19 protein-coding genes are annotated in these 23,202 nt (G+C 38.6%); 7 read left to right on the forward strand and 12 right to left on the reverse strand.

Going from position 1 to position 23,202, the window contains the following annotated elements:
* Positions 1-69 precede the first annotated feature (69 nt).
* A complete protein-coding gene (locus E0F89_RS10545; protein ID WP_165930009.1) occupies positions 70-1,464 on the forward strand; it encodes an exopolysaccharide biosynthesis polyprenyl glycosylphosphotransferase in 1,395 nt (464 codons plus the stop codon).
* 848 nt (positions 1,465-2,312) lie between these two features.
* On the opposite strand, the gene E0F89_RS10550 is transcribed toward E0F89_RS10545, so the two are convergent.
* Together E0F89_RS10550 and E0F89_RS10555 are read right to left on the reverse strand one after the other, a co-directional pair.
* On the reverse strand, positions 2,313-3,452 hold the full coding sequence (locus E0F89_RS10550; protein ID WP_131909742.1) for a lipoprotein N-acyltransferase Lnb domain-containing protein: 1,140 nt from the start codon (positions 3,450-3,452) through the stop codon (positions 2,313-2,315).
* Between the two features lie 704 nt (positions 3,453-4,156).
* Complete coding sequence (locus tag E0F89_RS10555) at positions 4,157-5,227, reverse strand: putative type IX sorting system protein PorV2 (RefSeq protein WP_449404026.1); 1,071 nt, start codon at positions 5,225-5,227, stop codon at positions 4,157-4,159.
* 936 nt (positions 5,228-6,163) lie between these two features.
* Here E0F89_RS10555 and E0F89_RS10560 point away from each other — a divergent pair.
* Together E0F89_RS10560 and E0F89_RS10565 are read left to right on the forward strand one after the other, a co-directional pair.
* The gene (locus tag E0F89_RS10560) at positions 6,164-6,880 is read left to right on the forward strand and encodes a CDP-alcohol phosphatidyltransferase family protein (protein WP_131909743.1); all 717 of its coding nucleotides are present in this window, start codon (positions 6,164-6,166) and stop codon (positions 6,878-6,880) included.
* Positions 6,881-6,886: 6 nt separating this feature from the next.
* Positions 6,887-7,750 (forward strand): glycoside hydrolase family 25 protein, encoded by an 864-nt coding sequence (locus E0F89_RS10565; RefSeq protein ID WP_131909744.1) that lies wholly within the window; start codon positions 6,887-6,889, stop codon positions 7,748-7,750.
* A gap of 230 nt (positions 7,751-7,980) precedes the next feature.
* Here the strand turns inward: E0F89_RS10565 and E0F89_RS10570 are convergent, their stop codons facing one another.
* The 5 genes from E0F89_RS10570 to E0F89_RS10590 all read right to left on the reverse strand — a co-directional run bounded on the left by E0F89_RS10570 (position 7,981) and on the right by E0F89_RS10590 (position 11,806).
* The gene (locus E0F89_RS10570) at positions 7,981-8,349 is read right to left on the reverse strand and encodes a four helix bundle protein (protein WP_131909745.1); all 369 of its coding nucleotides are present in this window, start codon (positions 8,347-8,349) and stop codon (positions 7,981-7,983) included.
* A 285-nt stretch (positions 8,350-8,634) separates the two neighbouring features.
* Positions 8,635-9,375, reverse strand: a complete 741-nt coding sequence (gene lptB, locus E0F89_RS10575) for an LPS export ABC transporter ATP-binding protein (RefSeq protein ID WP_121924172.1) — start codon at positions 9,373-9,375, stop codon at positions 8,635-8,637.
* Positions 9,376-9,679: 304 nt separating this feature from the next.
* Positions 9,680-10,033 (reverse strand): carboxymuconolactone decarboxylase family protein, encoded by a 354-nt coding sequence (locus E0F89_RS10580; protein ID WP_131909746.1) that lies wholly within the window; start codon positions 10,031-10,033, stop codon positions 9,680-9,682.
* Complete coding sequence (tatC, locus tag E0F89_RS10585; RefSeq protein ID WP_131909747.1) at positions 10,026-10,841, reverse strand: twin-arginine translocase subunit TatC; 816 nt, start codon at positions 10,839-10,841, stop codon at positions 10,026-10,028. The genes E0F89_RS10580 and tatC overlap by 8 nt, the downstream gene beginning before the upstream one ends.
* The gene (locus tag E0F89_RS10590) at positions 10,841-11,806 is read right to left on the reverse strand and encodes a KpsF/GutQ family sugar-phosphate isomerase (RefSeq protein WP_165930010.1); all 966 of its coding nucleotides are present in this window, start codon (positions 11,804-11,806) and stop codon (positions 10,841-10,843) included. Before E0F89_RS10590 ends, tatC begins: the two co-directional genes overlap by 1 nt.
* Positions 11,807-11,891: 85 nt before the next feature.
* Here E0F89_RS10590 and recQ point away from each other — a divergent pair, with 85 nt between their 5' ends.
* Entirely contained in the window at positions 11,892-14,087 is a 2,196-nt protein-coding gene (gene recQ, locus E0F89_RS10595) for a DNA helicase RecQ (RefSeq protein ID WP_131909748.1), read from the forward strand.
* Between the two features lie 61 nt (positions 14,088-14,148).
* Here recQ and E0F89_RS10600 read toward each other — a convergent pair whose 3' ends face one another.
* The gene (locus tag E0F89_RS10600; RefSeq protein ID WP_131909749.1) at positions 14,149-14,382 is read right to left on the reverse strand and encodes a hypothetical protein; all 234 of its coding nucleotides are present in this window, start codon (positions 14,380-14,382) and stop codon (positions 14,149-14,151) included.
* Positions 14,383-14,679: 297 nt separating this feature from the next.
* On the opposite strand from E0F89_RS10600, the gene E0F89_RS10605 reads away from it, so the two are divergent.
* The gene (locus E0F89_RS10605; protein ID WP_131909750.1) at positions 14,680-16,242 is read left to right on the forward strand and encodes an NAD(P)/FAD-dependent oxidoreductase; all 1,563 of its coding nucleotides are present in this window, start codon (positions 14,680-14,682) and stop codon (positions 16,240-16,242) included.
* Between the two features lie 454 nt (positions 16,243-16,696).
* Positions 16,697-16,873, forward strand: coding sequence for a hypothetical protein (locus E0F89_RS17115; protein WP_165930011.1), 177 nt, complete (start codon positions 16,697-16,699; stop codon positions 16,871-16,873).
* Positions 16,874-17,245: 372 nt separating this feature from the next.
* On the opposite strand, the gene E0F89_RS10615 is transcribed toward E0F89_RS17115, so the two are convergent.
* From E0F89_RS10615 to msrB, 4 genes are all read right to left on the reverse strand, one after another.
* Positions 17,246-19,729, reverse strand: a complete 2,484-nt coding sequence (locus E0F89_RS10615) for an ATP-binding protein (protein WP_165930012.1) — start codon at positions 19,727-19,729, stop codon at positions 17,246-17,248.
* A gap of 334 nt (positions 19,730-20,063) precedes the next feature.
* Complete coding sequence (locus E0F89_RS10620; RefSeq protein ID WP_131909753.1) at positions 20,064-20,864, reverse strand: CHAD domain-containing protein; 801 nt, start codon at positions 20,862-20,864, stop codon at positions 20,064-20,066.
* Positions 20,865-21,097: 233 nt separating this feature from the next.
* Positions 21,098-21,724 (reverse strand): peptide-methionine (S)-S-oxide reductase MsrA, encoded by a 627-nt coding sequence (gene msrA / locus E0F89_RS10625; protein ID WP_131909754.1) that lies wholly within the window; start codon positions 21,722-21,724, stop codon positions 21,098-21,100.
* A gap of 86 nt (positions 21,725-21,810) precedes the next feature.
* Entirely contained in the window at positions 21,811-22,371 is a 561-nt protein-coding gene (gene msrB / locus E0F89_RS10630; protein ID WP_131909755.1) for a peptide-methionine (R)-S-oxide reductase MsrB, read from the reverse strand.
* A gap of 286 nt (positions 22,372-22,657) precedes the next feature.
* Here msrB and idi point away from each other — a divergent pair, with 286 nt between their 5' ends.
* Positions 22,658-23,185, forward strand: coding sequence for an isopentenyl-diphosphate Delta-isomerase (gene idi / locus E0F89_RS10635; RefSeq protein WP_131909756.1), 528 nt, complete (start codon positions 22,658-22,660; stop codon positions 23,183-23,185).
* The last annotated feature ends 17 nt before the right edge of the window (positions 23,186-23,202 follow it).

Raw genomic sequence — 23,202 nt, forward strand, 5'->3', positions numbered from 1 at the left:
TAAATATGCGTTGTGCACTAAACTTTGCTGCAAAAGCATTAAATTGCGGCACCAATCTAAAAACCAATAATGTTTGAAGTAGACAAAATGCATTTTGAAATATCAGAGCGAAAGATGATTTTGCGCCTCTTTGACGTTGTCTTTGTCTGCACGGCTTTGTATATCATCGGAAGTATCTCCTCGATGGACTATTTTACAGTTTTTACTACGCATTTTTATTCGATGGTGGTATTGGCTCTGTATATCAACCTGTTCGGCACCATTTTCGAAATGTATAATTTGCAGGTGGCCAGCAACCAACTTCAGGTGCTCAAAAGTGCTATAGTCACTGCTTCCGTGACCGTATTAGTGTATTTGCTGACCCCGTTTTTTTCTCCTGAGCTGCCGTCGAACCGTTTGCAGATCCTGTTGTTTTATCTGATCGTGTTTGCTGCGTTGTTTTGCTGGCGGATGTTGTATGTACAGTTTCTGGCATCGAATCGCTTTGTTCAAAATGCAGTTTTAATCTGCGACAAGGAGCAGGTCGAGGAGCTGATTCTGGGCTTGGAAAACATAGATCCACATTATAAAATTATTGCGTTTGTGCATTCCGATGCTGTCGAAGACGATGGCGTTGAATATCATTATGTACGGAACATTAAAAGAGAGGCGCTTCATTCGTTTGTCAAAGAAAATGGGATATCGGAAATTGTCATTGCCTCGCAGAAAACCGAGGGCATTACCGCCGAACTTTACCAGCAGCTGCTCCGCTTGTTAGAGTCGGGCCTTATCATCAGGGAGTACACGCAGGTGTATGAAAGTAAGACCCATCGTATTCCGGTGCACTATATCGCCAGGGATTTCTATCGGTTTTTCCCGTTCAGCAGAAGCAATCACAATAAATTATACTTACTGTTTGTCCGAATTATTGAGATCATTATTTCGGTGGTCGGATTATTGGCGGGATTGCTTTTGCTGCCGTTTATCATAGTCGGAAATGCGTTGGCCAATAACGGAACACTGTTTTATACCCAGCAGCGTATCGGTAAAGACGGCGTTGTTTTTGACATACTGAAATTGAGAACGATGATTACCAATGCCGAGACGGATGGTGCGGTGTTTACGACTACCAATGATTCCAGAGTGACGGTTTTTGGGAAATTCCTCCGGAAAACACGAATCGACGAATTCCCACAGTTCGTCAATATTCTAAAAGGGGATATGGCCGTGATAGGTCCGCGACCGGAACGCCCGGTTTTTGTCAAGAAAATTGCTGAAATCATGCCTTTTTACGAAACCAGACATATTATTAAGCCGGGACTTACCGGATGGGCGCAGGTCAATTATTCGTATGGTGAAACCATTAGTGACAGCCTTATAAAATTGCAGTACGACTTGTATTACATCAAGCACAGGAGTATTTTTCTGGATCTTAATATCGCGTTTAAAACAATTACGACGGTGTTGTTTTACAGGGGGCAGTAATTTATATTTTTTATTCTTTCTATTATTATTACTATTATTTGAAGTTGCGCGGAGCTGAGATTACGGGGGTTTTTATTGTCCGATAAAAACAGCATGAGTATTTTGGCCACAGATTAGCACAGATTAAACGGATTTTTATTCTCTGTTTTCATTTCCGCTTTGTGGCAGCGACTAATGTTATTACTATTATTATTATTATTATTACCCGTAGGTTTAATTAAATTTAAGTATTAAAAGTCACCAATTGTATCTTAGAACTTATTGATTTTGTTAATTCAAGGAACGCCACAGGAGCGAAAGCGAACGGGCGAAGCAAATCGCATTTGTGAATTTCTGATGTGATTCCTCCTCTGTCGGAATGACAAAATAAAATGTTGTCTTATTTTTAAATCATTATTGTCCGATTAAAATAAGGTGTAGTCCCTACGGGACCAATTTCAAATTTCGAACTATTTTACTACCATTATATAACCTCGATGAGGTTGCTTCGTTAGGAGTAAAATATTGGTAGCAAATTAATAGGCAGGCCACTAAAAATGTCCCTTGGGGACTATATTCATAAGGTTTTATCAATTTTAAAAAGTTTTTTGCACAACAATGTTTTTAAATAATTTCACCTAACCGATTACTATTATTATTATTATTATTATTATTATCTGAAAGACGTGACCGCGAGCTAAATTTACATGCTGCAAATGCTTTCAAAAAAAGTAAGCCACGAATTACACGAATTGCCTCGAATTTTTATTGTATTTTTAAATAATTAGCGAATTAGCGGTAAAAAATAAGCTGCGTGTTTGATGACACAGTTCCAACGAACGAGTATGTTATAGTAACAGATAAATCTGCTACATTATAATCGGAATTCTTTTTTTATTCTGAATCGCCAGGCGGACCAAAATGATGCCGCTGGTTAATATCAATGGCAGTACCACCAGCAAATGCGCTTTGTTGATGATAAAAAAGAAATAAATCGCTAACGTCGCCAAGTTAAACAGAGCTAGATTGTAGATTCCTTTTTTGTTTTTGGTGCCATAGAAATAAAGCAAGCCCAGTAAAGTGGGGTTAAATAACAACGTATTGTAGTTGTTGGCGAGTTCCAGATGCAGAGAATAAAATCCCACGAATATAAAGAACAGTCCCAAAACGCCCATGATGCTGAGGTAGAACAGATCACTTTTTTTGTTGTTGATCAGCACGATAAACCCAAGGAAAAGCAAATACGTGTAAGCATTATTCCACCATGAACGCGGTGTTTCTTTTTTGAATTCGAGCAGCGTTTTGTTTTCGGGAGCTAAAAGCTGGTTTTGGAAAGTAACTTTCGTCAGACTTTTTTGCAGCTCGAAAGGCAGGAAGATTTGTTTGCCCAATCGATCTACCTTTGTACCGAATATGATGCTGGTGCCCAGTTTTTCGTAGAAGTGACCGTCAAAGTATGGATATAAGATCGTTCGGTAGCTTATGTCGGTGTCTTCTTTCTTGACAATGGCGGTGGTGTCTAAGGTTGCATTGAGAATATCTACGACCATTGAAGTACAGTTTTTATCAATAAACTTATACGTGTAGTGGCTTTCTCCGGATGCTAAAGAGGTATTCAGCTTATCATATAATCGCTGTTTCAGCGGGAATGGAATTTGCAGTTGCTGCTCATAAACCGACCTTTTTTCATAGCGGTATTGTTCGAGGAAATCGGCGTAGGAATGCGCTACGGCAAAATATTGCAAATCGCCTTTTATGAATTTCATGACGAAGTTGGGCGTATCAAAGTCGAACGCGCCGTAATTGTATACCAGATCGATACCGTTGTCTGCGTCCTGCACGCGAATTGCCGTGTGGCCGAAAAGCGAATAGGATTCGTTGCCCGTGCCGCAGGTAAGCACACTGACGTTCGTGTTTTGTGATAACTGGATGTTTTGGCCGAAACTAAAGTGTGTAGCTGAAAATAAAAAGAGGAGAAGTACTATTTTTTTTAAAGACGATGGATTCATTTAGGGTACTATTAGAATATGATGCATTAAACAGATTGAGCAAATTTACAAGGATTTTTGAGTTTTGCGTCGAAAAAGGAGGCTAATTGTGTTTTGTGCGCAGCTACAGTTTGCAGCTATGGAACACGGATGACACTGATTGAACGGATTAGCACGGATTTTTCTTTTTGCTGTTAAAAAAGGCGTTTTAAATTGGTGTGTATATGGTATTCTGGATATTAGCTTTAGCCACGGATTATCACGGATTAAACGGATTTTTGTTGTGAGGTTAAATGACGGGTGTTATCTGCTTTACGCTTAATGTTTGAGCTGTTTATTTTGAGTTTGTGGTTAATGTTTTTATTTGCAGGAAAATGGATAAAATGATTGCTGATTTTTGATTAACGATTTTTGATTTCAGATGTTTGAAATTCCGACAATCTAATTGTTAATGGCACCAAATCAGAAATCTGCAATCGTTAATCTTCAATCTAAAATCTGTTAATTTAAAGACTTTGCGTTTGATCTTGGGACTTAACGTCATTTTTTGGTGTGGCAACTATATGAGCAGGAAAATGGATAAAATGATTGCTGATTCTTGATTAACGATTTTTGATTTCAGATGTTTGAAATCGCTTAAAATCGACAATTTTAGTAGTTTACGACGGCAAATCAGAAATTATTATTATTATTATTATTATTTGGAGGTGAGGCGATAAAATGGATTAATTTCTAAACATCCCCAAGTCCACTTTTACCGAAAAAATATTCGAATACAAAGCGGTACTCTGATTGCCGAGATCGGTCAACGCATAATCAATCTGAATGCCTTTGTATTTAAACCCCAGACCGATATTGGGCTGAAATCCTGTTTTTTCGGTGCTGTCCAATTGCTGTACTTTTTGGAAATTCCCGACGCCGGCACGCACAAAAACCAAATCGGTGTACCCGAATTCCAGTCCAACTGCCGGATCGATACTGACAAAATCAGTGGAAACAATATCATTGGTTCTGGCAAAGCGCATATTCATATTGGCAGCTGCGACGATACTGTAATCATAACGGATGATGAATTTTCTTGCGATTCCCAGTTGTGCTTTAGGAGCGGTAATCTCGGTGCTTTCGGGTAATTCCTGATTTTCTCCCGGAACAGCGTTTGCAATTTTTGCGTAGGCGTCTTCGTCAATATTCCAAATATTATAAGTGGTGGTGATATCGCGTACCATCAGTCCAAACTGCCAGTTGTTTTTTTCGAATTGTACACCCACATCAAAACCAAATCCCCAGGAGCTGGCAAATTCACCGATGATTCTGCGGATTACTTTGGCACTGACGCCGTACTGAAATCCCGGCACCGGCAGTTTGCGGGCATACGAAAAAGTAAAACCGTAGTCGGCGGCTGAAAACAGGCTGATGCGGTTGTAATCGATATTGCCCTGGCTGTCGATCAGTTCGGTGGTATTGAGAATGTCATCCACGCCAAAACGAATCAGCGAAATCCCCCACGCACTGCGGTCATCAATCGGGCTCGCATACGCCAAATAGTCGTACTGGGCGATATTGGCGAAATAACTCGCATGCATTGCCGACAGTTGGTGATCGTCCATATGAATCAGTCCGGCAGGATTCCAGTAGCCCGCATTGACATCATTGGAAGTAGCCACAACAGTATTCGACCGCCCCAGAGCAGCAGCATCGACGCCGATATTCATAAACTCATTCGAGTATTTCCTGACGGCCTGACTGTGCATCAGGGTGCTTATCAAAAGTATTGCTATTAAAAAGCTTTTTTTCAAGGGTAGCATTTTTACAAACGAAATGTCTGTTTAATTTTTATCAAAAATATAATTTTTTACTGAGGTTATCGAGTTTTGTTGTTGAATTTACCGTGATTGGCGAAATGAAGGTCATGGGAAATTTGAAATGGCACGCGGATGATACGGATGGAACGGATTTTCGCAGATTTTTGTAAAAATAGTAGGAGGTAGTTGGGTAATGGTTTTACCGCGAATTCGCGAATTTTTTATTCTTCTGGCAGGGTTATAATTTAGGTATTTTTAGAAGGATTATGCCGTTTTAGGGAAATTTGAAATGGCACGCGTAGGATACGGATGGAACGGATTTTCGCTGATTTTTGTGAAAATAGCAGGAGTTAGCCGGGCGGGGGTTTTACCGCGAATTCCCGAATTTTTTATTTTTTTGGCAGGGTTATAATATAGGAATTTTTTTAAGGATTATGTCTTTTTAGGGAAATTTGAAATGGCACGCGGATGATACGGATGGAACGGATTTYCGCTGATTTTTGTGAAAATAGTAGGAGGTAGCTGGGTAGTGGTTTTACCGCGAATTCGCGAATTTTTTATTCTTCTGGCAGGGTTGTAATTTAGGTATTTTTAGAAGGATTATGCCGTTTTAGGGAAATTTGAAATGGCACGCGGATGATACGGATGGAACGGATTTTCGCTGATTTTTGAAAAAATAGTAGGAGGTAGCTGGGTAGTGGTTTTACCGCGAATTCGCGAATTTTTTATTCTTCTGGCAGGGTTGTAATTTAGGTATTTTTAGAAGGATTATGCCGTTTTAGGGAAATTTGAAATGGCACGCGGATGATACCGATGAAACGGATTTTCGCTGATTTTTTCAATATATAATTTTTTTTGGTCAGGTTGTTTTACTTTTCATTGGCTTATTGCGCTAAATTTACCACCTTTGATTCCCTAAACGGTAGCACTATGACAATTAAAAAACATATCCCCAATATCATTACGTTGTTAAACCTTTTTTGCGGATGTATCGCGTTGGTTTTTGCCTTCAACGAGCAGTTTGAAACGGCTTTCTATTTTGTTTGTCTTGGTATATTCCTGGATTTTTTTGACGGTTTCTTTGCCCGATTGTTCAATGTCACCAGTCCGCTTGGGCTGCAGCTGGATTCTCTGGCAGACATGGTGACCAGCGGCGTTGTGCCGGCTTTGGTGCTGTTTCAGATGATGATCAGCCATTCCTCTACCGCAGTTGCCGGTCATTTGCAGTTTTTTCCCTATCTGGGTTTTCTCGTTGCATTAGGTTCTTGCTACCGTCTGGCTAATTTCAATATTGACACCCGCCAAACCGATTCTTTTATTGGTTTGCCGACTCCCGCCAATGCGCTGTTTATTTTGAGTCTGCCGTTGGTTTTAAAATATACAGATTCGCTTATTATCATGGAGTTGCTGACCAATCAATGGTTTTTACTGGGAATCGCTTTGCTTAGCGCATATATGTTGAATGCTGAAATTCCATTGTTTTCACTGAAAATCAAGAAGTTTAGCTTCAAAGAGAACACACTTCAAATTGTTTTTCTGACAGTTTCCCTTTTGTTGGTGATTTTCCTGCAATACCTGGCCATTCCTTTAGTGATTATCTTTTATGTACTGCTGTCGGTTGTCAATAATAAGATGCTGAAAAAGTAGTTTTGCATGAGAAAGAAAACGGTCGTACGAAAAACACGGACAGTTCGTAAGCGTAAAAGCAAGATATCTGTTTTCAGGCCCAGGGTCCTCCGCATCTCCATTGCAAGCTTTTTTATAGTGCTGATTGCTTTTACGGGCTACCATTACAGAAACGGTCTCGCCTACTATTTCAGTTTTAAATCAGATAAAATCAGTGCCGAAAATATGGAAGCCAAACGGCTGTCGGATGTTCGTAACTTCCAAGTTTTAAAAAAGCATGACGGAAAAAGCATCGGCATCGACGTATCGGAATATCAGGGTACTATCAGTTGGTCCTACGTTGACACTTTAGAAAAAAAATATCCGCTGCACTATGTGTTTATCCGCGCTACGGTTGGTAAAGACCGAAAGGACCGTCGTTTTGAAGCGAATTGGGCCGGTGCCAAAGAAAATAAAATGATTCGCGGTGCCTATCATTATTATCGTCCCAACGAGAACTCATTGGAACAGGCCGCGCTTTTTATCAAAACCGTAACACTTCAAAAAGGCGATCTGCCTCCTGTGCTGGACATTGAAAAACTCCCTAAAAACCAATCGATCGCCAACCTGAAAATTGGTTTAAGGCGATGGTTAGAAGCAGTCGAAGCGCATTACGGCGTTCGCCCGATTATCTATAGCGGGGAAAAATATTACGATGATTTTCTGAAGGATGAATTCAGCGACTATCTTTTTTGGATTGCCAATTATAATTTTTATCGAGAGCAAATAAACGAGGACTGGCTTTTTTGGCAATTCACGGAAAAGGCCACTGTTCCGGGGATTAAAGGCAATGTAGATGTCAATATTTACAATGGGGATTTGCAGCAGCTGCAGTTTATTACGGTGGAGTAATTTTTAGTGATCAGTTTTTAGTGATCAGTGTTCAGTGTTCAGTATAATAAAAGTGATCAGTGATCAGTGTTCAGTGTTCAGTGAGGAGTTGATGTTGATCAGTGTTCAGCATAATAAAAGTGTTCAGTGATCAGTATTCAGTGATCAGTGTTCAGTGAGCAGCAGGTAGTAATTAATGATTCGGATCCATAAATCAGAGATTAGAGATTTGGGGACTGAATCAAATTTTTCTAGATTGTTACACCGAATTTTTGGGGATTTAAAATCATGTAATTAATTAGTTTTCCAACTTCATTACTATCATTTAATAATTCATTGTAAGTGCTTTCATTAATATAATTGCACTTCAGTGCAAATTCGAGCCATACCTGCGTTTCTGAGTTTTCAGCATCTGAATCGGTCAATTTGCTGTAAAAACTTTTGGGATATACTCTTTTTCTATAGGCTTCTGCAATATTCGCCGGCACACTTCTGGAGGAACGCCTGATTTGGTCTGTCAAAGAATACATTTCTTCTTTGGGAAATAATTTTGTTATTTCAAATATTTTCATGGCTAATGAAAATGATTTCTGATACGTTAACAAATCTTGGAATTTCATAGTTGCTATTTTTTTGAACGGATCAATACTATTGCTAACTACTGATAACGGATTACTTTACTCATAACTAACCACTTTTAACTTTTTAAAAACTGATCATCTTCTTTAAGACTGCTCATTGATGACTCCTTAAAGCTGGCTTTCTTCAGAACTGAACACTGACCACTTTTTTAAAGCTGATCACTGAACACTGATCACTTTTTTAAACTGACCACTGACCACTGATCACTTTCTTCACAACTGACCACTTTCTTCACAACTGACCACTGACCACTGAATACTCCTTTAAAACTCCAGCTTCTTCTTTCTCAGCTCGAAGTTTTGTCCCAGATACACGCGACGCACCATTTCATCTTCCACTAATTCTTCCGGTATTCCTGCTTTCAGGATTCCGCCTTCAAACATAAGATAGGTTTTGTCGGTAATGGCTAAAGTTTCCTGAACATTGTGATCGGTAATCAGAATGCCGATATTCTTGTTTTTTAGCTGGGCTACAATGCGCTGAATATCCTCAACGGCAACCGGATCGACGCCGGCGAACGGCTCATCGAGCAGTATAAATTTAGGATCCGTTGCCAAGCAGCGGGCAATTTCGGTACGACGGCGCTCGCCACCCGACAGTAAATCGCCACGATTGGTACGGATGTGTTCCAGGCTGAACTCGGCAATCAAGCTTTCCATTTTGGCTTCCTGTTCGGCTTTGGAAAGTTTTGTCAGTTGCAGCACACTTAATATGTTGTCTTCGATACTTAACTTTCTGAAAACCGAGGCTTCCTGTGCCAAATACCCAATTCCCTGCTGTGCTCTTTTGTACATCGGATAATCGGTAATATCAAGGTCATCGAGGAATATGTTGCCTGAATTTGGTTTTACCAATCCCACAATCATGTAAAAAGAGGTTGTTTTCCCGGCGCCATTTGGTCCCAGTAGCCCGACGATTTCCCCCTGATTCACTTCCACCGAAATGCCTTTTACAACACTGCGTCCTTTATAGGTTTTTACCAGATTTTCGGCTCTTAATTTCATACGTACGTAATATTTTTTTATAGGAATATGGTATCGCTATTCTTTATTATTGTCTGTGATTTTGAATCATAGCGATTTCATGGTCAGATTATTAGATTATTAGATTTTTAGACAAATAAACGAATAACCAAATAAACGATTTTACTTCTTAACAGTTTGTTAGATTTTCAAATAGTAAATATTTTATTTTTTTGACCTACTAAGGCGTTGAATTGCTGCAGATTTAAGTTTTTTAGAAATCAGCAAAAAATAAACGAAATGCCAATTATTAAATTCTCATACTTTTTCTAATAGGTCTAAAAATCTAAGTAGTCTTTTGGTCTTCCAGTGCTTCCCAAAATTCATAGGCTCTGCGCAGGTGAGGCACTACAATTGTTCCGCCAACAAGCGTTGCGATTCCCATGGCTTCCATCATTTCTTCTTTGGTTACACCTTCTTTGAAGCTGGTTTCCAGATGGTATTTTACACAATCATCGCAGCGCAAAACTGCCGATGCCACTAAGCCAAGCAGTTCTTTGGTTTTTACATCCAAAGCTCCCGCTGCGTATGCATTAGTGTCGAGATTAAAAATACGTTTCACAATTTTATTATTGTCTGCCAATAATTTTGCGTTCATTTTAGTACGGTACTCGTTGAATTCTTCTATGATATCAGCCATTTACTTTTTTTTGATTTTTTACTACTATTTTTGAAATTAAGATACTTGCTTCATAAATGACCAGCATCGGAATGGTTACGATTATCTGGCTCACCACATCAGGTGGTGTCACAACTGCTGCAACGATCAGAATGATGATCACCGCATATTTCCAATATTTCCTCAAGAAATCCGGAGTCACTAATCCTAACTTTGTCAGGAAATAGATAATTATGGGCAATTCAAAAAACAATCCGCAGGCAATTACACTTGTTTTTACCAGTCCTATATAGGAATCAATGCTAAACTGGTTTTTTACGACGGTACTGATGGTGAATGTGGCGAAAAAGTTGACCGACATCGGTACAATCACATAGTAACCAAATAAGACTCCTAAAAAGAACAGCACCGATGATGAGATAACGAAGAGTCTTGCGTGTTTTTTTTCAGTATCATATAAGGCAGGGCTGATGAATTTCCATACTTCCCACAATATGAACGGAAATCCAAGGATAAATCCGGCCGTTATACAGGTCCAGATCAGCACATTGATCTGCCCTTCCATATTCGTGTTCTGAATGATGAAAGGCATTTCAGTAACGCAAATGCTTTCGGCAAAGCCCAACTGATTTGATAAATCACAAAAGAATCGATAGGTTATAAAATTTGCATTTGTAGGTCCAAAAATGATCACATCAAAAATGTAATCACTGATGAAAAAAGTAAGCGTAGCCAGAATTAATATCGCGGCTGTACTTCGAACCAGCAACCATCTTAGTTCTTCTAAGTGGTCTAAAAACGACATTTCGTTTAAGTTTTTTTTTGCCATTATAGTATTCCCTCTTTTAAAATATCATGTAAATGTAATACACCTTTGTATTCATTATTATCTACTACAACCAGTTGCGTGATGGAGAAGTCTTCCAGAATATTCAGTGCATCGACAACCATCGCCGACGATGCAATCACTTTAGGATTTTTTGTCATAATGTCTTTTGCCGTTACATCAGCGAAAGAGTCTCGGTCACTGAGCATTCTTCGGATATCACCATCGGTAATAATTCCAACTACTTTATTATCTTCCACGACGGCAGTTACACCAAGACGTTTTTCGGAAATTTCGAAAATTACTTTTTTTATTGATGCATCGGGAGTTACCCATGGTTTCAGTGTGTGTTCCAGCATATCGCTGACGCGAAGTAATAATTTTTTGCCCAAAGCACCACCGGGGTGATAAACGGCAAAATCTTCCGGTTTGAAATCCCGCATTTCCATCAGGCAAACGGCCAGGGCGTCGCCCATTACTAATTGCGCGGTGGTGCTGTTGGTGGGTGCCAGATTATTAGGACAGGCTTCGTTGTCCACGGTAGTATTTAGAACAAAGTCGGAACCCTTAGCCAAAAATGACGTTATATTTCCGGTAATCGCGATCACTGTATTTCCAAAGCGCTTCAAAAGCGGAACCAACACTTTTATTTCCGGGCTGTTGCCACTTTTAGAGATGCAGATAATAAGATCTTCTTTCTGCACCATTCCTAAATCGCCATGAATGGCCTCCGAGGCATGAAGAAAGATCGAAGGCGTTCCGGTGGAGTTGAAGGTAGCGACCATTTTTTGGGCAATAATGGCACTCTTTCCTATTCCGGTTACGACTAGTCTTCCGTTAGAATTATAGATTTTTTGTGTGGCTTCAATAAAGTTTTCGTCCAACAAATCAGTGAGTTTTGCAATGGATTTGCTTTCCGATAAAATAGTTTTTTTGGCGCTGGCCAGTATATTTTCTTTAGTGATCAAAACAGAATAATTAAAATTTGTATGTGTAAAAGAAATTTGTACCTTTATGTGTTGCAAATTTATACAAAATACCACATAATAAAGAATGAATCCAAACGAAATTGACATCCACAAAGAATTAAAAAAATATTTTGGCTTCAGCCAATTTAAGGGATTACAAGAACAAGTCATAAAAACCCTGCTCCGTAAGGAGAACACGTTTGTGATTATGCCGACAGGAGGTGGGAAATCGCTCTGTTACCAGTTGCCTGCCTTAATTCAGGAAGGGACTGCCATAGTGGTGTCTCCTTTAATCGCTTTGATGAAAAATCAGGTGGATGCCATTCGGAGTTTATCTTCTGAAAATGGGATTGCCCATGTGCTGAATTCTTCGCTGACCAAAACAGAGATTACTCAGGTAAAAAAAGATATTACTTCAGGCTTGACCAAATTGCTGTATGTTGCTCCGGAATCACTGACGAAGGAAGACTATGTGAATTTTCTAAAAAATGTGACGATTTCTTTTGTGGCGATTGATGAAGCGCATTGCATATCGGAATGGGGACATGATTTCAGACCTGAATACCGGAACCTCAAACACATCATCAAGCAGCTTGGCGATGTACCGATAATCGGTCTGACCGCTACGGCTACGCCAAAAGTGCAGGAAGATATTCTGAAAAACTTAGATATGACTGATGCCACCACTTTTAAAGCATCATTCAACAGACCCAATTTATACTACGAGGTACGCACCAAAACCAAGAATATAGAATCGGATATTATCCGTTTCATAAAACAACACAAGGGAAAATCAGGAATTATATACTGTCTGAGCCGCAAAAAAGTGGAGGCTATTGCCGAAGTGCTGCAGGTAAACGGAATCAGTGCCGTGCCTTATCATGCGGGATTGGATGCGAAAACGCGTGCCAAACACCAGGATATGTTTCTGATGGAAGATGTTGATGTGGTCGTGGCAACCATTGCTTTCGGTATGGGAATTGATAAACCGGATGTCCGATTTGTGATTCACCACGACATTCCCAAGTCGCTCGAAAGCTATTATCAGGAAACCGGTCGTGCCGGTCGTGATGGCGGAGAAGGACATTGCCTTGCGTATTATTCCTATAAAGATGTCGAGAAATTAGAAAAATTCTTATCCGGAAAACCCGTTGCTGAGCAGGAAATTGGCTTTGCATTGTTGCAGGAAGTAGTGGCGTATGCCGAAACGTCAATGTCGCGAAGAAAGTTCCTACTGCATTATTTCGGTGAAGAATTTGATGATGTCAATGGCGAAGGCGCTGATATGGACGACAACGTTCGGAATCCAAAAGCGAAAGTGGAGGCCAAAGAACAAGTGGTTAAACTGCTCGAGGTAGTCAGAGATACGAAACATCTGTACAAATCAAAAGAAGTGGTGTTTACATTGCTGGGTCGCGTTAATGCTGTCATCAAAGCACATCGAACCGATACGCAGTCTTTTTTTGGATGCGGTTCAGATCATGATGAAAAATACTGGATGGCCTTGTTGCGACAAGTATTGGTGGCAGGATTACTGTCAAAAGACATTGAAACATACGGAATCGTTAAGATTACCGCCAAAGGAATCAATTTCATAAAGAATCCCGAGTCCTTTATGATGTCCGAAGATCATGAATACAATGAAACAGAGGATGAAGCCATTGTCAGTGCTTCAAAATCCACCGGAACTGCTGATCCTGTTCTGATGGTTATGCTGCGTGATCTTCGTAAAAAAGTAGCCAAGAAATTGAGTGTTCCTCCTTTTGTCGTATTTCAGGATCCTTCGCTGGAAGATATGGCGCTGAAATATCCTATTTCACAGGAAGAGTTAATTAATATTCATGGCGTCGGGGAAGGAAAGGCTAAAAAATACGGAAGAGAATTTCTGGATTTAATAGGCCGCTATGTCAGCGAAAATGATATCATCCGTCCGGAAGATTTAGTGGTGAAATCCACTGGAGTAAATTCAGCAAATAAGCTGTATATCATCCAAAATATTGACAGAAAATTATCGCTGACTGATATTGCTTCCGCCAAAGGAATAAATATGGATTCGCTGATCAAAGAGATGGAGCAAATCGTGTATTCCGGTACCAAGCTGAATATTAAATATTGGATTGACGATATGCTTGACGATGAGCAACAGGAAGAAATTCATGATTATTTTATGGAATCCGAATCAGATAATATAGAGAATGCCCTGAAAGAATTTGAAGGCGATTATGATATTGATGAACTGCGCTTGATGCGGATTAAATTCATCAGCGAGGTGGCGAATTAAGAAAAGTGATCAGTATTCAGTGTTCAGTGCTTGCTGCAATCTGAATACTGATTACTGCACACTAAAAAAGCTCTCCACGATGCGGTTTCAAAGCATCTCGAACCTGGATCATGTTTTCATCCGTTACCACCATAAAAGCGATCGCTTGCATTTCGCCTTGAATTTCGAAACCCGTTATATTCAGCGGTAATTTTTCGATAGCGATGTATTCTTTTAAATGAATTTCGTGGTGTTCGGCAGTTTTTGCGGAAGCCGGCCCACGGAAATCCCAAATCAGTTTTATTTTTCTGGACATTTTTTTTTAGTTACAAAGGTTCGATTTTTCAGTGATCAGTGATCATTGTTCAGTTTAGAGGGTTGCTCAAAAATCAAATATTAATTTTATTTTTAATTGTTTAGTCGGTTGAGCAGTTATCGTATTAATTCTGAATTGCAAAGTTACAAAGTCTGATCCGAAAATTGGTCAATTTGAAAAATTGAAAGCGGATTCTGTTTTCAGTGACTAGAATTCAGTACAAAATACTACTTTTGTACCCAGATTGTTGGACAGTTTCTTAAAGTCTAATAATCTAAAAATCGAATAATCTAAAAAATGCCTCAAGAACTCTTATTACAAGTATCCCCGGAAATTGCAGCAAATGATATGTTGCTGAAAGACCATTTGTCGAAACAGATTAAAGTTTCTATAAATGAGATTCAGCATGTTTCTATTTTGAAAAGATCAATTGATGCCCGTCAAAAAGCGGTAAAAGTCAATCTTAAGGTTTTGATTTATTTAAAAGGAGAGCCTTTTCAAGAGCAAAAATTACAACTTCCGGAATATCGGAATGTGGCTTCAGCTCAGGAAGTAATTGTTGTTGGCGCGGGACCTGCGGGACTTTTTGCTGCTTTGCAACTGATAGAACTGGGTTTGAAACCAATTGTTGTTGAGCGTGGAAAAGACGTTCGTGGCAGAAGGAGAGATTTAAAAGCCATCAATGTGGACCATCTGGTCAATGAGGATTCTAATTATTGCTTTGGCGAAGGCGGAGCCGGAACCTATTCGGACGGAAAGTTGTATACGCGTTCTAAAAAACGAGGTGATGTCACACGCGTTTTGGAATTGTTTGTCGCTTTTGGAGCTTCGGAGGATATACTTATTGACGCACATCCGCATATTGGAACCAATAAATTGCCTCAAATTATTCAGGATATTCGGGAGAAAATCATCGAATGTGGCGGAGAGGTTTTGTTTGAAACCCGACTGATTGATATTTTAATAAAAAATAATGAAGTGCAAGGTATCGTGACTCAAAAAGGAGACACGATTCTTGCCAATAAACTCATCTTGGCCACCGGACATTCGGCTCGTGATATTTTTGAATTATTGGATCGAAAAAAGATTTTTATCGAGGCGAAACCTTTTGCGTTGGGCGTACGGGCAGAGCATCCACAATCTTTGATTGACAGTATTCAGTACAGTTGTGATTATCGCGGGGAATTTTTACCTCCGGCTCCGTATTCAATCGTCAAACAAGTAGGAGGAAGGGGAATGTATTCGTTTTGTATGTGTCCCGGCGGTGTCATTGCACCTTGTGCCACGAGTCCGGGAGAAGTAGTTACCAATGGTTGGTCGCCTTCCAAAAGGGATCAGGCTACGGCCAATTCCGGGATTGTCATCGAATTGCAACTGGAAGATTTTGAACCGTTTGCTAAATTCGGCGCTTTGGCCGGAATGGAATTCCAAAAAAGTATCGAGCAACGCGCCTGGCATTTGGCGGGCGAAACCCAAAAAGTTCCTGCACAGCGCATGCTTGATTTTACACAAAAAAGAGTTTCCTCAGATATTCCAAAAACGTCTTATGTTCCCGGGACAACTTCGGTAGAAATGGGACAGGTTTTTCCTGAATTTATAACACAAATATTGCGCGAAGGTTTCACTGAATTTGGAAAATCAATGCGTGGTTATTTGACAAACGAAGCAATACTTCATGCTCCGGAATCGAGAACCTCTTCTCCAGTACGGATTCCGAGAGATCCGCTGACTTATGAGCACCTGCAAATAAAAGGATTGTATCCTTGCGGAGAGGGAGCAGGTTATGCCGGAGGAATTATATCTGCCGCGATTGACGGCGAGAAATGCGCGCTGATGATTGGAGCGATTTTAAATAAGTAAAGACCAAAACAGCAAAGGCGATTGTTTTTTCCCAATTCCATTTAAACTAAATTTTTAAAGGGTATTTTTTTGCGGATTTTAATGTTGAAAATCTACACCATACAGCATTTTTATTCTAACCAAATTTTTATTACAAATCTTGCTTATTTGGAGATGATATAATTTAGCTTATTTTGTTAATAAAATAAGCTAATTGTTGTCAGACCTCTTAATTTCGGGCCGCTATTGGCTTTTTTTACGCTACATTTACAAATAAACGATAAAAATAAAAAAATGTTTGAAAAATTTAAAAAATCTGAAATTTTAATTTTAGTCTTGGTTATCGTGTTGATTTTTACTTCTGAATACTTTTATATTATTCTGAAAGACCCTCAGCGCGCTATTTTTATTGGATTATGGCCTCCAACAATCCTGGGTCTTTTGATATTTTTAAATTTAAAACTCAAAAAATAATATGGAAAATTTAGAATTAATTATCATGACTGTAGTGGTAATTTTATGCTTCGTGGCGTTCTTTATTTCTACTTTCAACGAATTTGAAAAAGTAGAAAAAAAAAATTTAACGACCGAAAATAGCAGAGGCATATTATCCCGATTCCTAGCCTATCTGGAAAGTTTAGTTGCTGACTAATCTTTGTATTAGTAGTCTTTCCCATAATTACATTCTTTAATTCTTCCTTACCGAAAGCAGATAAACGCATTTGGTGAGGATTTGATATTTTATTTTGGTTGCGGAAAACTTCCCCAAAATTTGAAGATAATGTTTTAAGTCACGAAGAATTAATTTATAGAAAAATATTACTGCTTAACTTTAGAACTAAAGTAGCATCCTAAATTAGGAATATCAGTTTCTTGCGCTAGTTTTTCAGTGTTTCAGAATCCTCACTTTACAAAAATTAGTTCGTCTCTTGTTTGTAATTTGTGGTTAATAAGTAGGTGCTGCAATTTGAGAAAGCGGTAGAAAGAAATAGCAAAAAGGCAGTGCCTTCGGTATTTTAGTTGTTTAAATCTCTTTGCTTAAACATTTATTTATTTTAGTGTATAAATCTTTTTCATCAATAGGTTTGGATACATAGTCATTCATCCCGACTGCCCTGCATTTTTCGACATCGACAGTGGTTACATCAGCTGTCAGTGCGATTATGGGAACATTGTTTTTCATTGTATTGCGAATGTATGCTGTGGCTTCAAATCCATTCATCACCGGCATTTGCAAATCCATAAGGATGATATCATAATTATTTTCCCGCAGGTTTTCAATGGCGATTTGACCGTTATTTGCAATTGCCACATCATAACCAAAGTCTAACAGTATAATTTTTATTAAAAGTTGATTCAGTGCGATGTCTTCGACCACCAGCACTTTCAAGTTTTTAACTGTTTCTGTTTCGGCTGCTTCTGCGAATGTATTTTCGTTAGGCTTTGATGCCGCTGTTTCGTCTTCCTGTTTATTTTTTTCAAAACTCAAAATAAAACCAAAAGAAGATCCTTGACCCAATTCACTATTTACCAGTATTGTTCCTCCCTGAAGTTCTACCAATTGTTTGACAATGGCAAGTCCTAATCCGGTTCCTCCAAATGAGCTGGTGGTTCCTGCGGCTGCCTGTTCAAAATTATTGAAAACATCGTGAAGCCTTGTTTTAGGAATCCCGATGCCTGTATCGGTAATCAGGAATTCAATGGTTGCTTTTTCAGCATCCTCTTTTAAAAGAGTCAGACTGATGGTTATTTTTCCTTTTGAAGTAAACTTTACCGCATTACTCATCAAGTTTAAAATGATCTGCCGCAACCGCATAGGATCGCCTAATAAATATAAAGGAATGGCCGGGTCATATTGATGATGCAGTTCAATATTTTTTTCATGCATTTTAGGTTCAAACAATTGCAGCATTGTCGCAATCGAATTGGACAGACTAAAAGGTACTTTCTCGAAAGTCATCTTTCCAGCATCCACTTTGGCAATGTCCAGAATATCGTTAATCAATGTAATCAACGCATCCCCTGATTCTTTGATTGCGCTAATGTATTCTCGTTGCGAATTATCCAGATTGGTCTTTAAAACGACATTTGTAAATCCAATAATCGCATTCATCGGGGTCCTTATTTCATGACTCATGTTCGACAAAAATTGCTGTTTAGATTTTACGGCTTCCTCTGCCAGCAATGTTTTCTGATCGGCATTTATTTTGGAACGAATCAATTCATTTTTTGCTATGACATGCGTGGTGACATCATAAGCTATTATCGTAACGCCTGAAATGGTGTTATCTGCTTCATGATAAGGCTGGTACACAAAGTTGAAATATTCCTGCATTAATTTGCCATTACGGTATATTGGCGCCAGCAGTTCAGATCCGTAGAATGGTATTCCTGTAGTATATACTTTATCGAGTAATGCCGGAAATTGCTGTTCTTTCAACTCAGGTAAAAGATCGAGAAATTTTCTTCCTTCGATATCATTTCCCTTACCCCACATTTCCTTGATGCTGTCATTTGCGAGCGTGATCACCATGTCTTTCCCTTTCAAAATTGATATGGCAAAGGGGGATTCCATCAGCATCATATTATAGCGTTTTTCGCTGTCTTCCAGTTTTTTAAGCGTTTCTTTTTCGGCTTCAATCTGTTCTTGAAGGACTTTTTTTTCTTTTAACTGCAATTCAAACCCCATTCTTCTAACCTCGGTAATGTCTTTAATGGTGAAAAGAATTAATTCTTTACCCTGTTTCTTTTTAATAATTCGACTGGCATTCAACACCATTATTTTTTCACCGATGGATGGAAATTCAAGCTTAATTTCAAAATCATTAAAATTACTGTTATCGGTAAGAATACTGTTGAATAAGTCACGCAGTTTGGGATTATTCCACATCCCATCTCCAAGTTCGAATAATGATTTCCCTTTTACTTGTTTTTTTGTGCTGAGAAATTTTTTATGATACGATTTACTGGCAGACTTTACCTGAAAATCTTTGTTTAGTATCAGTAAAGTTTCGTGAATGCTGGAAATAATAGCCTCTGAAAAATCGTACGACTCTTTCAGCTGTTCATTGTTTTTTTTCAACTTCTCAACACTTTGTATCAGTTCCTGATTTTCGGTGATGTCTTCCGCATGTTGGATAATATATTTTACACTGCCATCACCAGCAAGTACTGGCGAGTGTGTTACCTTCCAATATTTCACTTCGAAACCGCCTCCATCACGCTCCGGTTTTTTAATATCGTATTTTTGAACAGGCAAAATATCAGTTACCTTGTTTTTTAAGACATGATCAAATGAAGCGCGTATGTTTTTTTCTCCATCGGCACTTTTATCGTCGGGGTTGATAGGAAAAGCATCGAAAATATTCTGATTTATTACTGCATTTCTTTCCTTCATTGTAGCTTGCAGGAAAGCATTACTAATTGCAATCACTGCCAGATTAGTGTCTAAAACTTGCAATAGAGCGGGCGTGACATTGAATAATTCATGCTGATTATTTTCGTACATAAGCATTACATTTTAATTTTATTCTAATTTTACCTTTGCAACACGTTCTGAAGATTGAAAAAAATGCTTCATTTTACATCGCATTGTATTTGCTGCAACAATACAAACTTAAGCTATAAATCATAGCATTATGACATTGTTTTTGCAAAAGGTTATTGTGGGAAATGAGTTATCAGTACTGCAAACGAATTTGACCTGACTATTTTCTAAAGGCAGGCAAAATAGCGTCTGGTTTTTTAACAATTGGTTTGTCAAAATCAGTATTGCTGTGTGAATAGGAATAAGAGTTAAAATTGGAACAGCAACATTGCGCTGCGCTTGAAATGTTTCAAATTCAGGCTTTTTCTGCATCTAAAAAATGCTGCTGTTTTAACGCGGTGTTTATTTGATCGTACAGTACATTTCGTTTTGAAATAAATGTAGATTTAATATTTTCAAGCAGTTCAATTTCGTTGGAATCCGACGCGCAATTGCGAGTGGCTTTTTTTATCTGAAGAATACTGACCTGAAAATCATGCCAGTGACCAAGCAATTCCATTAGCCTGTTTCTGGCAGCGATTCCTTTGTTTTGTTCGGGATATTTCATAATCTTCTCGTTGTAGTCATACACTTTCAGGCGTATGCGAAACGTGTGAATTTGTTTTTTTTTAATGGTGTTTTGACGCAGCATTTTTTTAATTTCCTGTCTTTTCACAGCCATGTATCGTCTCTGCTTCTTTTTGCCGATTTGTAAAAACCGCGCAATTATGATGCGATGCTTTTTCCTGAGCTTACCGGATGTCCCGCTGTTTGTAACAGTAAAAAACTTTTCCAAGGCTCTTTTTAATTTTTTTTTGTAGTGTTTTCGACAGCCTTTTAACGAATTAAAAGAAGGCTGTTCTTCAAGAAGCGCCAATTGCAATTGAATTTCCCTTACTTTTCCCGCTTGTTTGAAAATAACTTTAAAAGGTTTGAACGTTTTTTTTGGGTTCCATTTTTTGGAACAAAAGGCTATCAGATCTACTAAGGCTTTTACCCTTTTAATTTCTACCCGGAGCTGGTGAAATGTATCAGCAGTAAAACTTCTTGACTCTTGATCCATAAGCAAATGAATAGTGCTTGCCTGTTTTTGAAAATAAGATTCAAGTGCTTTCATTTTGCGACGTTATAATACGTTAATTCAGTAATTTTTTTATTTGAAAGGTCCTATTTTCAGCAGAAAATACAGCTGCGGATAGGATAGTAAATTTACTGAAAAATGGTGAGTAATAATGCTATGTCAATAAAAATCAATTGGTTGTGTGCTTGGGTGTATTTTGAAGTAGCTGATGCACAATACATCAAAAGCAAAAAAAAACCGAAAATCTCTTTTCGGTTTTTTAGGTGTACTTATTTCTTATTCTTTAATTTAGTTTTAAACAGCTTTTCAAATTTTTCCATTTTGGGCTGAATCACCATTTGACAATAGGGCTGTGTTTTATTATTTGCGTAATAATTCTGATGGTACTGTTCCGCTTTATAAAATTTGGTCAGCGGTTCTAATGCGGTTACTATCGGATCATCATAAATCTTTGCATTTTTCAGTGAATTGATAATATTTTGAGCTGCATTTTTTTGTTGCTGATTTTTATAAAAAATTGCAGAACGGTATTGTGTTCCCACATCGGCACCTTGTCGGTTTAACGTTGTTGGATCATGAACCGTAAAAAAGACTTTAAAAATTTCGTCCAGATTGGTCACAGTAGTGTCATAGGTGAGCTGAACCACTTCAGCATAACCGGTTCTTCCGGTTGAGACATCTTCATAGGTGGGATTTCCATTTTTGCCACCGGCATATCCTGATACTGCCGATTGTACCCCGTTTAGGTTTTCATAAATAGCTTCGACGCACCAATAGCAGCCGCCGGCCAGCGTAATAGTCTCCAAAGTGGATTTTTTTGCGGCTTTGTTCGTTGCGTTGTTTTGTCCGAACATCCCCACTGATGTCAGTAAGAAAATTAAAAATAGATTCTTCATACGTAATATTTATTTTTTTATTGCAACAGGGTTTTTATTGTTGCAGTATTATTATTATTATTATTATAAATCTTGGCGATTTCCAGTTACTTATTATCAGCGATAAAGTCTAAGGCGATCGAATTCATACAGTATCTTTTACCGGTTGGTTCCGGTCCGTCATCAAAAAGATGTCCTAAATGTCCGTCACATCTTCCGCACAGGGCTTCAATTCTTTCCATTCCAAGAGAATTATCGGTTTTGTAAATAACACTGTTTTTGTTGTCTTGTTCAAAAAAGCTAGGCCAGCCGCAATTGCTTGAAAATTTGGCGCCGGAACGAAAGAGTTTATTGCCGCAAGACGCACAATAATAGGTTCCTTTATCGTCAGTATTCCAATATTTCCCTGTAAACGGCCTTTCCGTGTCGGCATTTCGCATTACTTCATAGACATCTTCAGGTAAAACCTTTTTCCATTCGGCGTCAGTGACATTAAGTTTTTTGGTGTTCGTATGGGAATAATACGGGTTTCCGGGTTTCTGAAGGGAATTTTCCATCGTGATTGATTTAGTTGGATTCACTTGTTTTTTAGTACTTTGCGCACAGGCGGTGAACATGAACAGCGGAATGAGGAATAATACGCTCAGTAGTTGATTTTTTGTTTTCATTTTGATTTCTTTATATCACAAATTCAGAGCGATTCTATATTTTATAGCATCAACTGATTTGCAATCTGATTTTCTTTTAATTATCATTATTATATTTCTATTTACGAGAAAACAGGGCTTTTAGTTTTAACTTTTTACTGTAACCGAAGCTGTAAATTAGAAGTGTCCTTTAACTGATATAAATTTAGAATATTAGCATGTGCAACAGTCGTTAAACTTTTCACAAATTCAAAAACCGTTTCTATACCATTTCTTTTTTTGTATTTTTGAGGGGTAATAAATTCATATGTCAGAAGAAAACGTAATATTAGTTAACCATAACGACGAGCAAATAGGGTTGATGCCTAAGCTTGAAGCACATCAAAAAGCGATTTTGCACCGGGCTTTTTCTGTTTTTGTTTTAAACAGCAAAAACGAAATCATGTTGCAGCAGCGGGCCCACCAAAAATATCATTCGCCATTACTGTGGACTAACACCTGTTGCAGTCATCAGCGCGAAGGGGAAACAAACATCAACGCGGGCAGCCGAAGATTATTTGAAGAAATGGGTTTCAAAACAGAGCTCAAAGAACTTTTTCATTTCATATACAAGGCACCTTTTGATAACGGTTTGACTGAGCATGAACTCGATCACGTGATGATTGGGTATTACGATGCTGAGCCCCAGATTAATCCCGAGGAAGTGGAAGACTGGAAGTGGATGAAAATTGAGGATGTGAAAACCGATATGGAAATCCGTCCCGAACTGTATACGGTCTGGTTCAAAATAATCTTCGACGAGTTTTACCATTTCCTGGAAGAACATAAAGTATAAACTAAACGCAAACCTGC

Origin of the sequence: Flavobacterium caseinilyticum (genome assembly GCF_004349085.1) — a bacterium.
GTDB classification, from domain to species: Bacteria; Bacteroidota; Bacteroidia; order Flavobacteriales; family Flavobacteriaceae; genus Flavobacterium; species Flavobacterium caseinilyticum.

What these genes read in the sequence shown, in the direction of transcription:
- E0F89_RS10545 (WP_165930009.1), top strand. Translation starts at nt 70, where the DNA reads ATGTTTGAAGTAGACAAAATGCATTTTGAAATATCAGAGCGAAAGATG.
- E0F89_RS10550 (WP_131909742.1), bottom strand. Translation starts at nt 3,452, where the DNA reads ATGAATCCATCGTCTTTAAAAAAAATAGTACTTCTCCTCTTTTTATTT.
- E0F89_RS10560 (WP_131909743.1), top strand. Translation starts at nt 6,164, where the DNA reads ATGACAATTAAAAAACATATCCCCAATATCATTACGTTGTTAAACCTT.
- E0F89_RS10565 (WP_131909744.1), top strand. Translation starts at nt 6,887, where the DNA reads ATGAGAAAGAAAACGGTCGTACGAAAAACACGGACAGTTCGTAAGCGT.
- E0F89_RS10570 (WP_131909745.1), bottom strand. Translation starts at nt 8,349, where the DNA reads ATGAAATTCCAAGATTTGTTAACGTATCAGAAATCATTTTCATTAGCC.
- lptB (WP_121924172.1), bottom strand. Translation starts at nt 9,375, where the DNA reads ATGAAATTAAGAGCCGAAAATCTGGTAAAAACCTATAAAGGACGCAGT.
- E0F89_RS10580 (WP_131909746.1), bottom strand. Translation starts at nt 10,033, where the DNA reads ATGGCTGATATCATAGAAGAATTCAACGAGTACCGTACTAAAATGAAC.
- tatC (WP_131909747.1), bottom strand. Translation starts at nt 10,841, where the DNA reads ATGGCAAAAAAAAACTTAAACGAAATGTCGTTTTTAGACCACTTAGAA.
- recQ (WP_131909748.1), top strand. Translation starts at nt 11,892, where the DNA reads ATGAATCCAAACGAAATTGACATCCACAAAGAATTAAAAAAATATTTT.
- E0F89_RS10600 (WP_131909749.1), bottom strand. Translation starts at nt 14,382, where the DNA reads ATGTCCAGAAAAATAAAACTGATTTGGGATTTCCGTGGGCCGGCTTCC.
- E0F89_RS10605 (WP_131909750.1), top strand. Translation starts at nt 14,680, where the DNA reads ATGCCTCAAGAACTCTTATTACAAGTATCCCCGGAAATTGCAGCAAAT.
- E0F89_RS17115 (WP_165930011.1), top strand. Translation starts at nt 16,697, where the DNA reads ATGGAAAATTTAGAATTAATTATCATGACTGTAGTGGTAATTTTATGC.
- E0F89_RS10615 (WP_165930012.1), bottom strand. Translation starts at nt 19,729, where the DNA reads ATGTACGAAAATAATCAGCATGAATTATTCAATGTCACGCCCGCTCTA.
- E0F89_RS10620 (WP_131909753.1), bottom strand. Translation starts at nt 20,864, where the DNA reads ATGAAAGCACTTGAATCTTATTTTCAAAAACAGGCAAGCACTATTCAT.
- msrA (WP_131909754.1), bottom strand. Translation starts at nt 21,724, where the DNA reads ATGAAGAATCTATTTTTAATTTTCTTACTGACATCAGTGGGGATGTTC.
- msrB (WP_131909755.1), bottom strand. Translation starts at nt 22,371, where the DNA reads ATGAAAACAAAAAATCAACTACTGAGCGTATTATTCCTCATTCCGCTG.
- idi (WP_131909756.1), top strand. Translation starts at nt 22,658, where the DNA reads ATGTCAGAAGAAAACGTAATATTAGTTAACCATAACGACGAGCAAATA.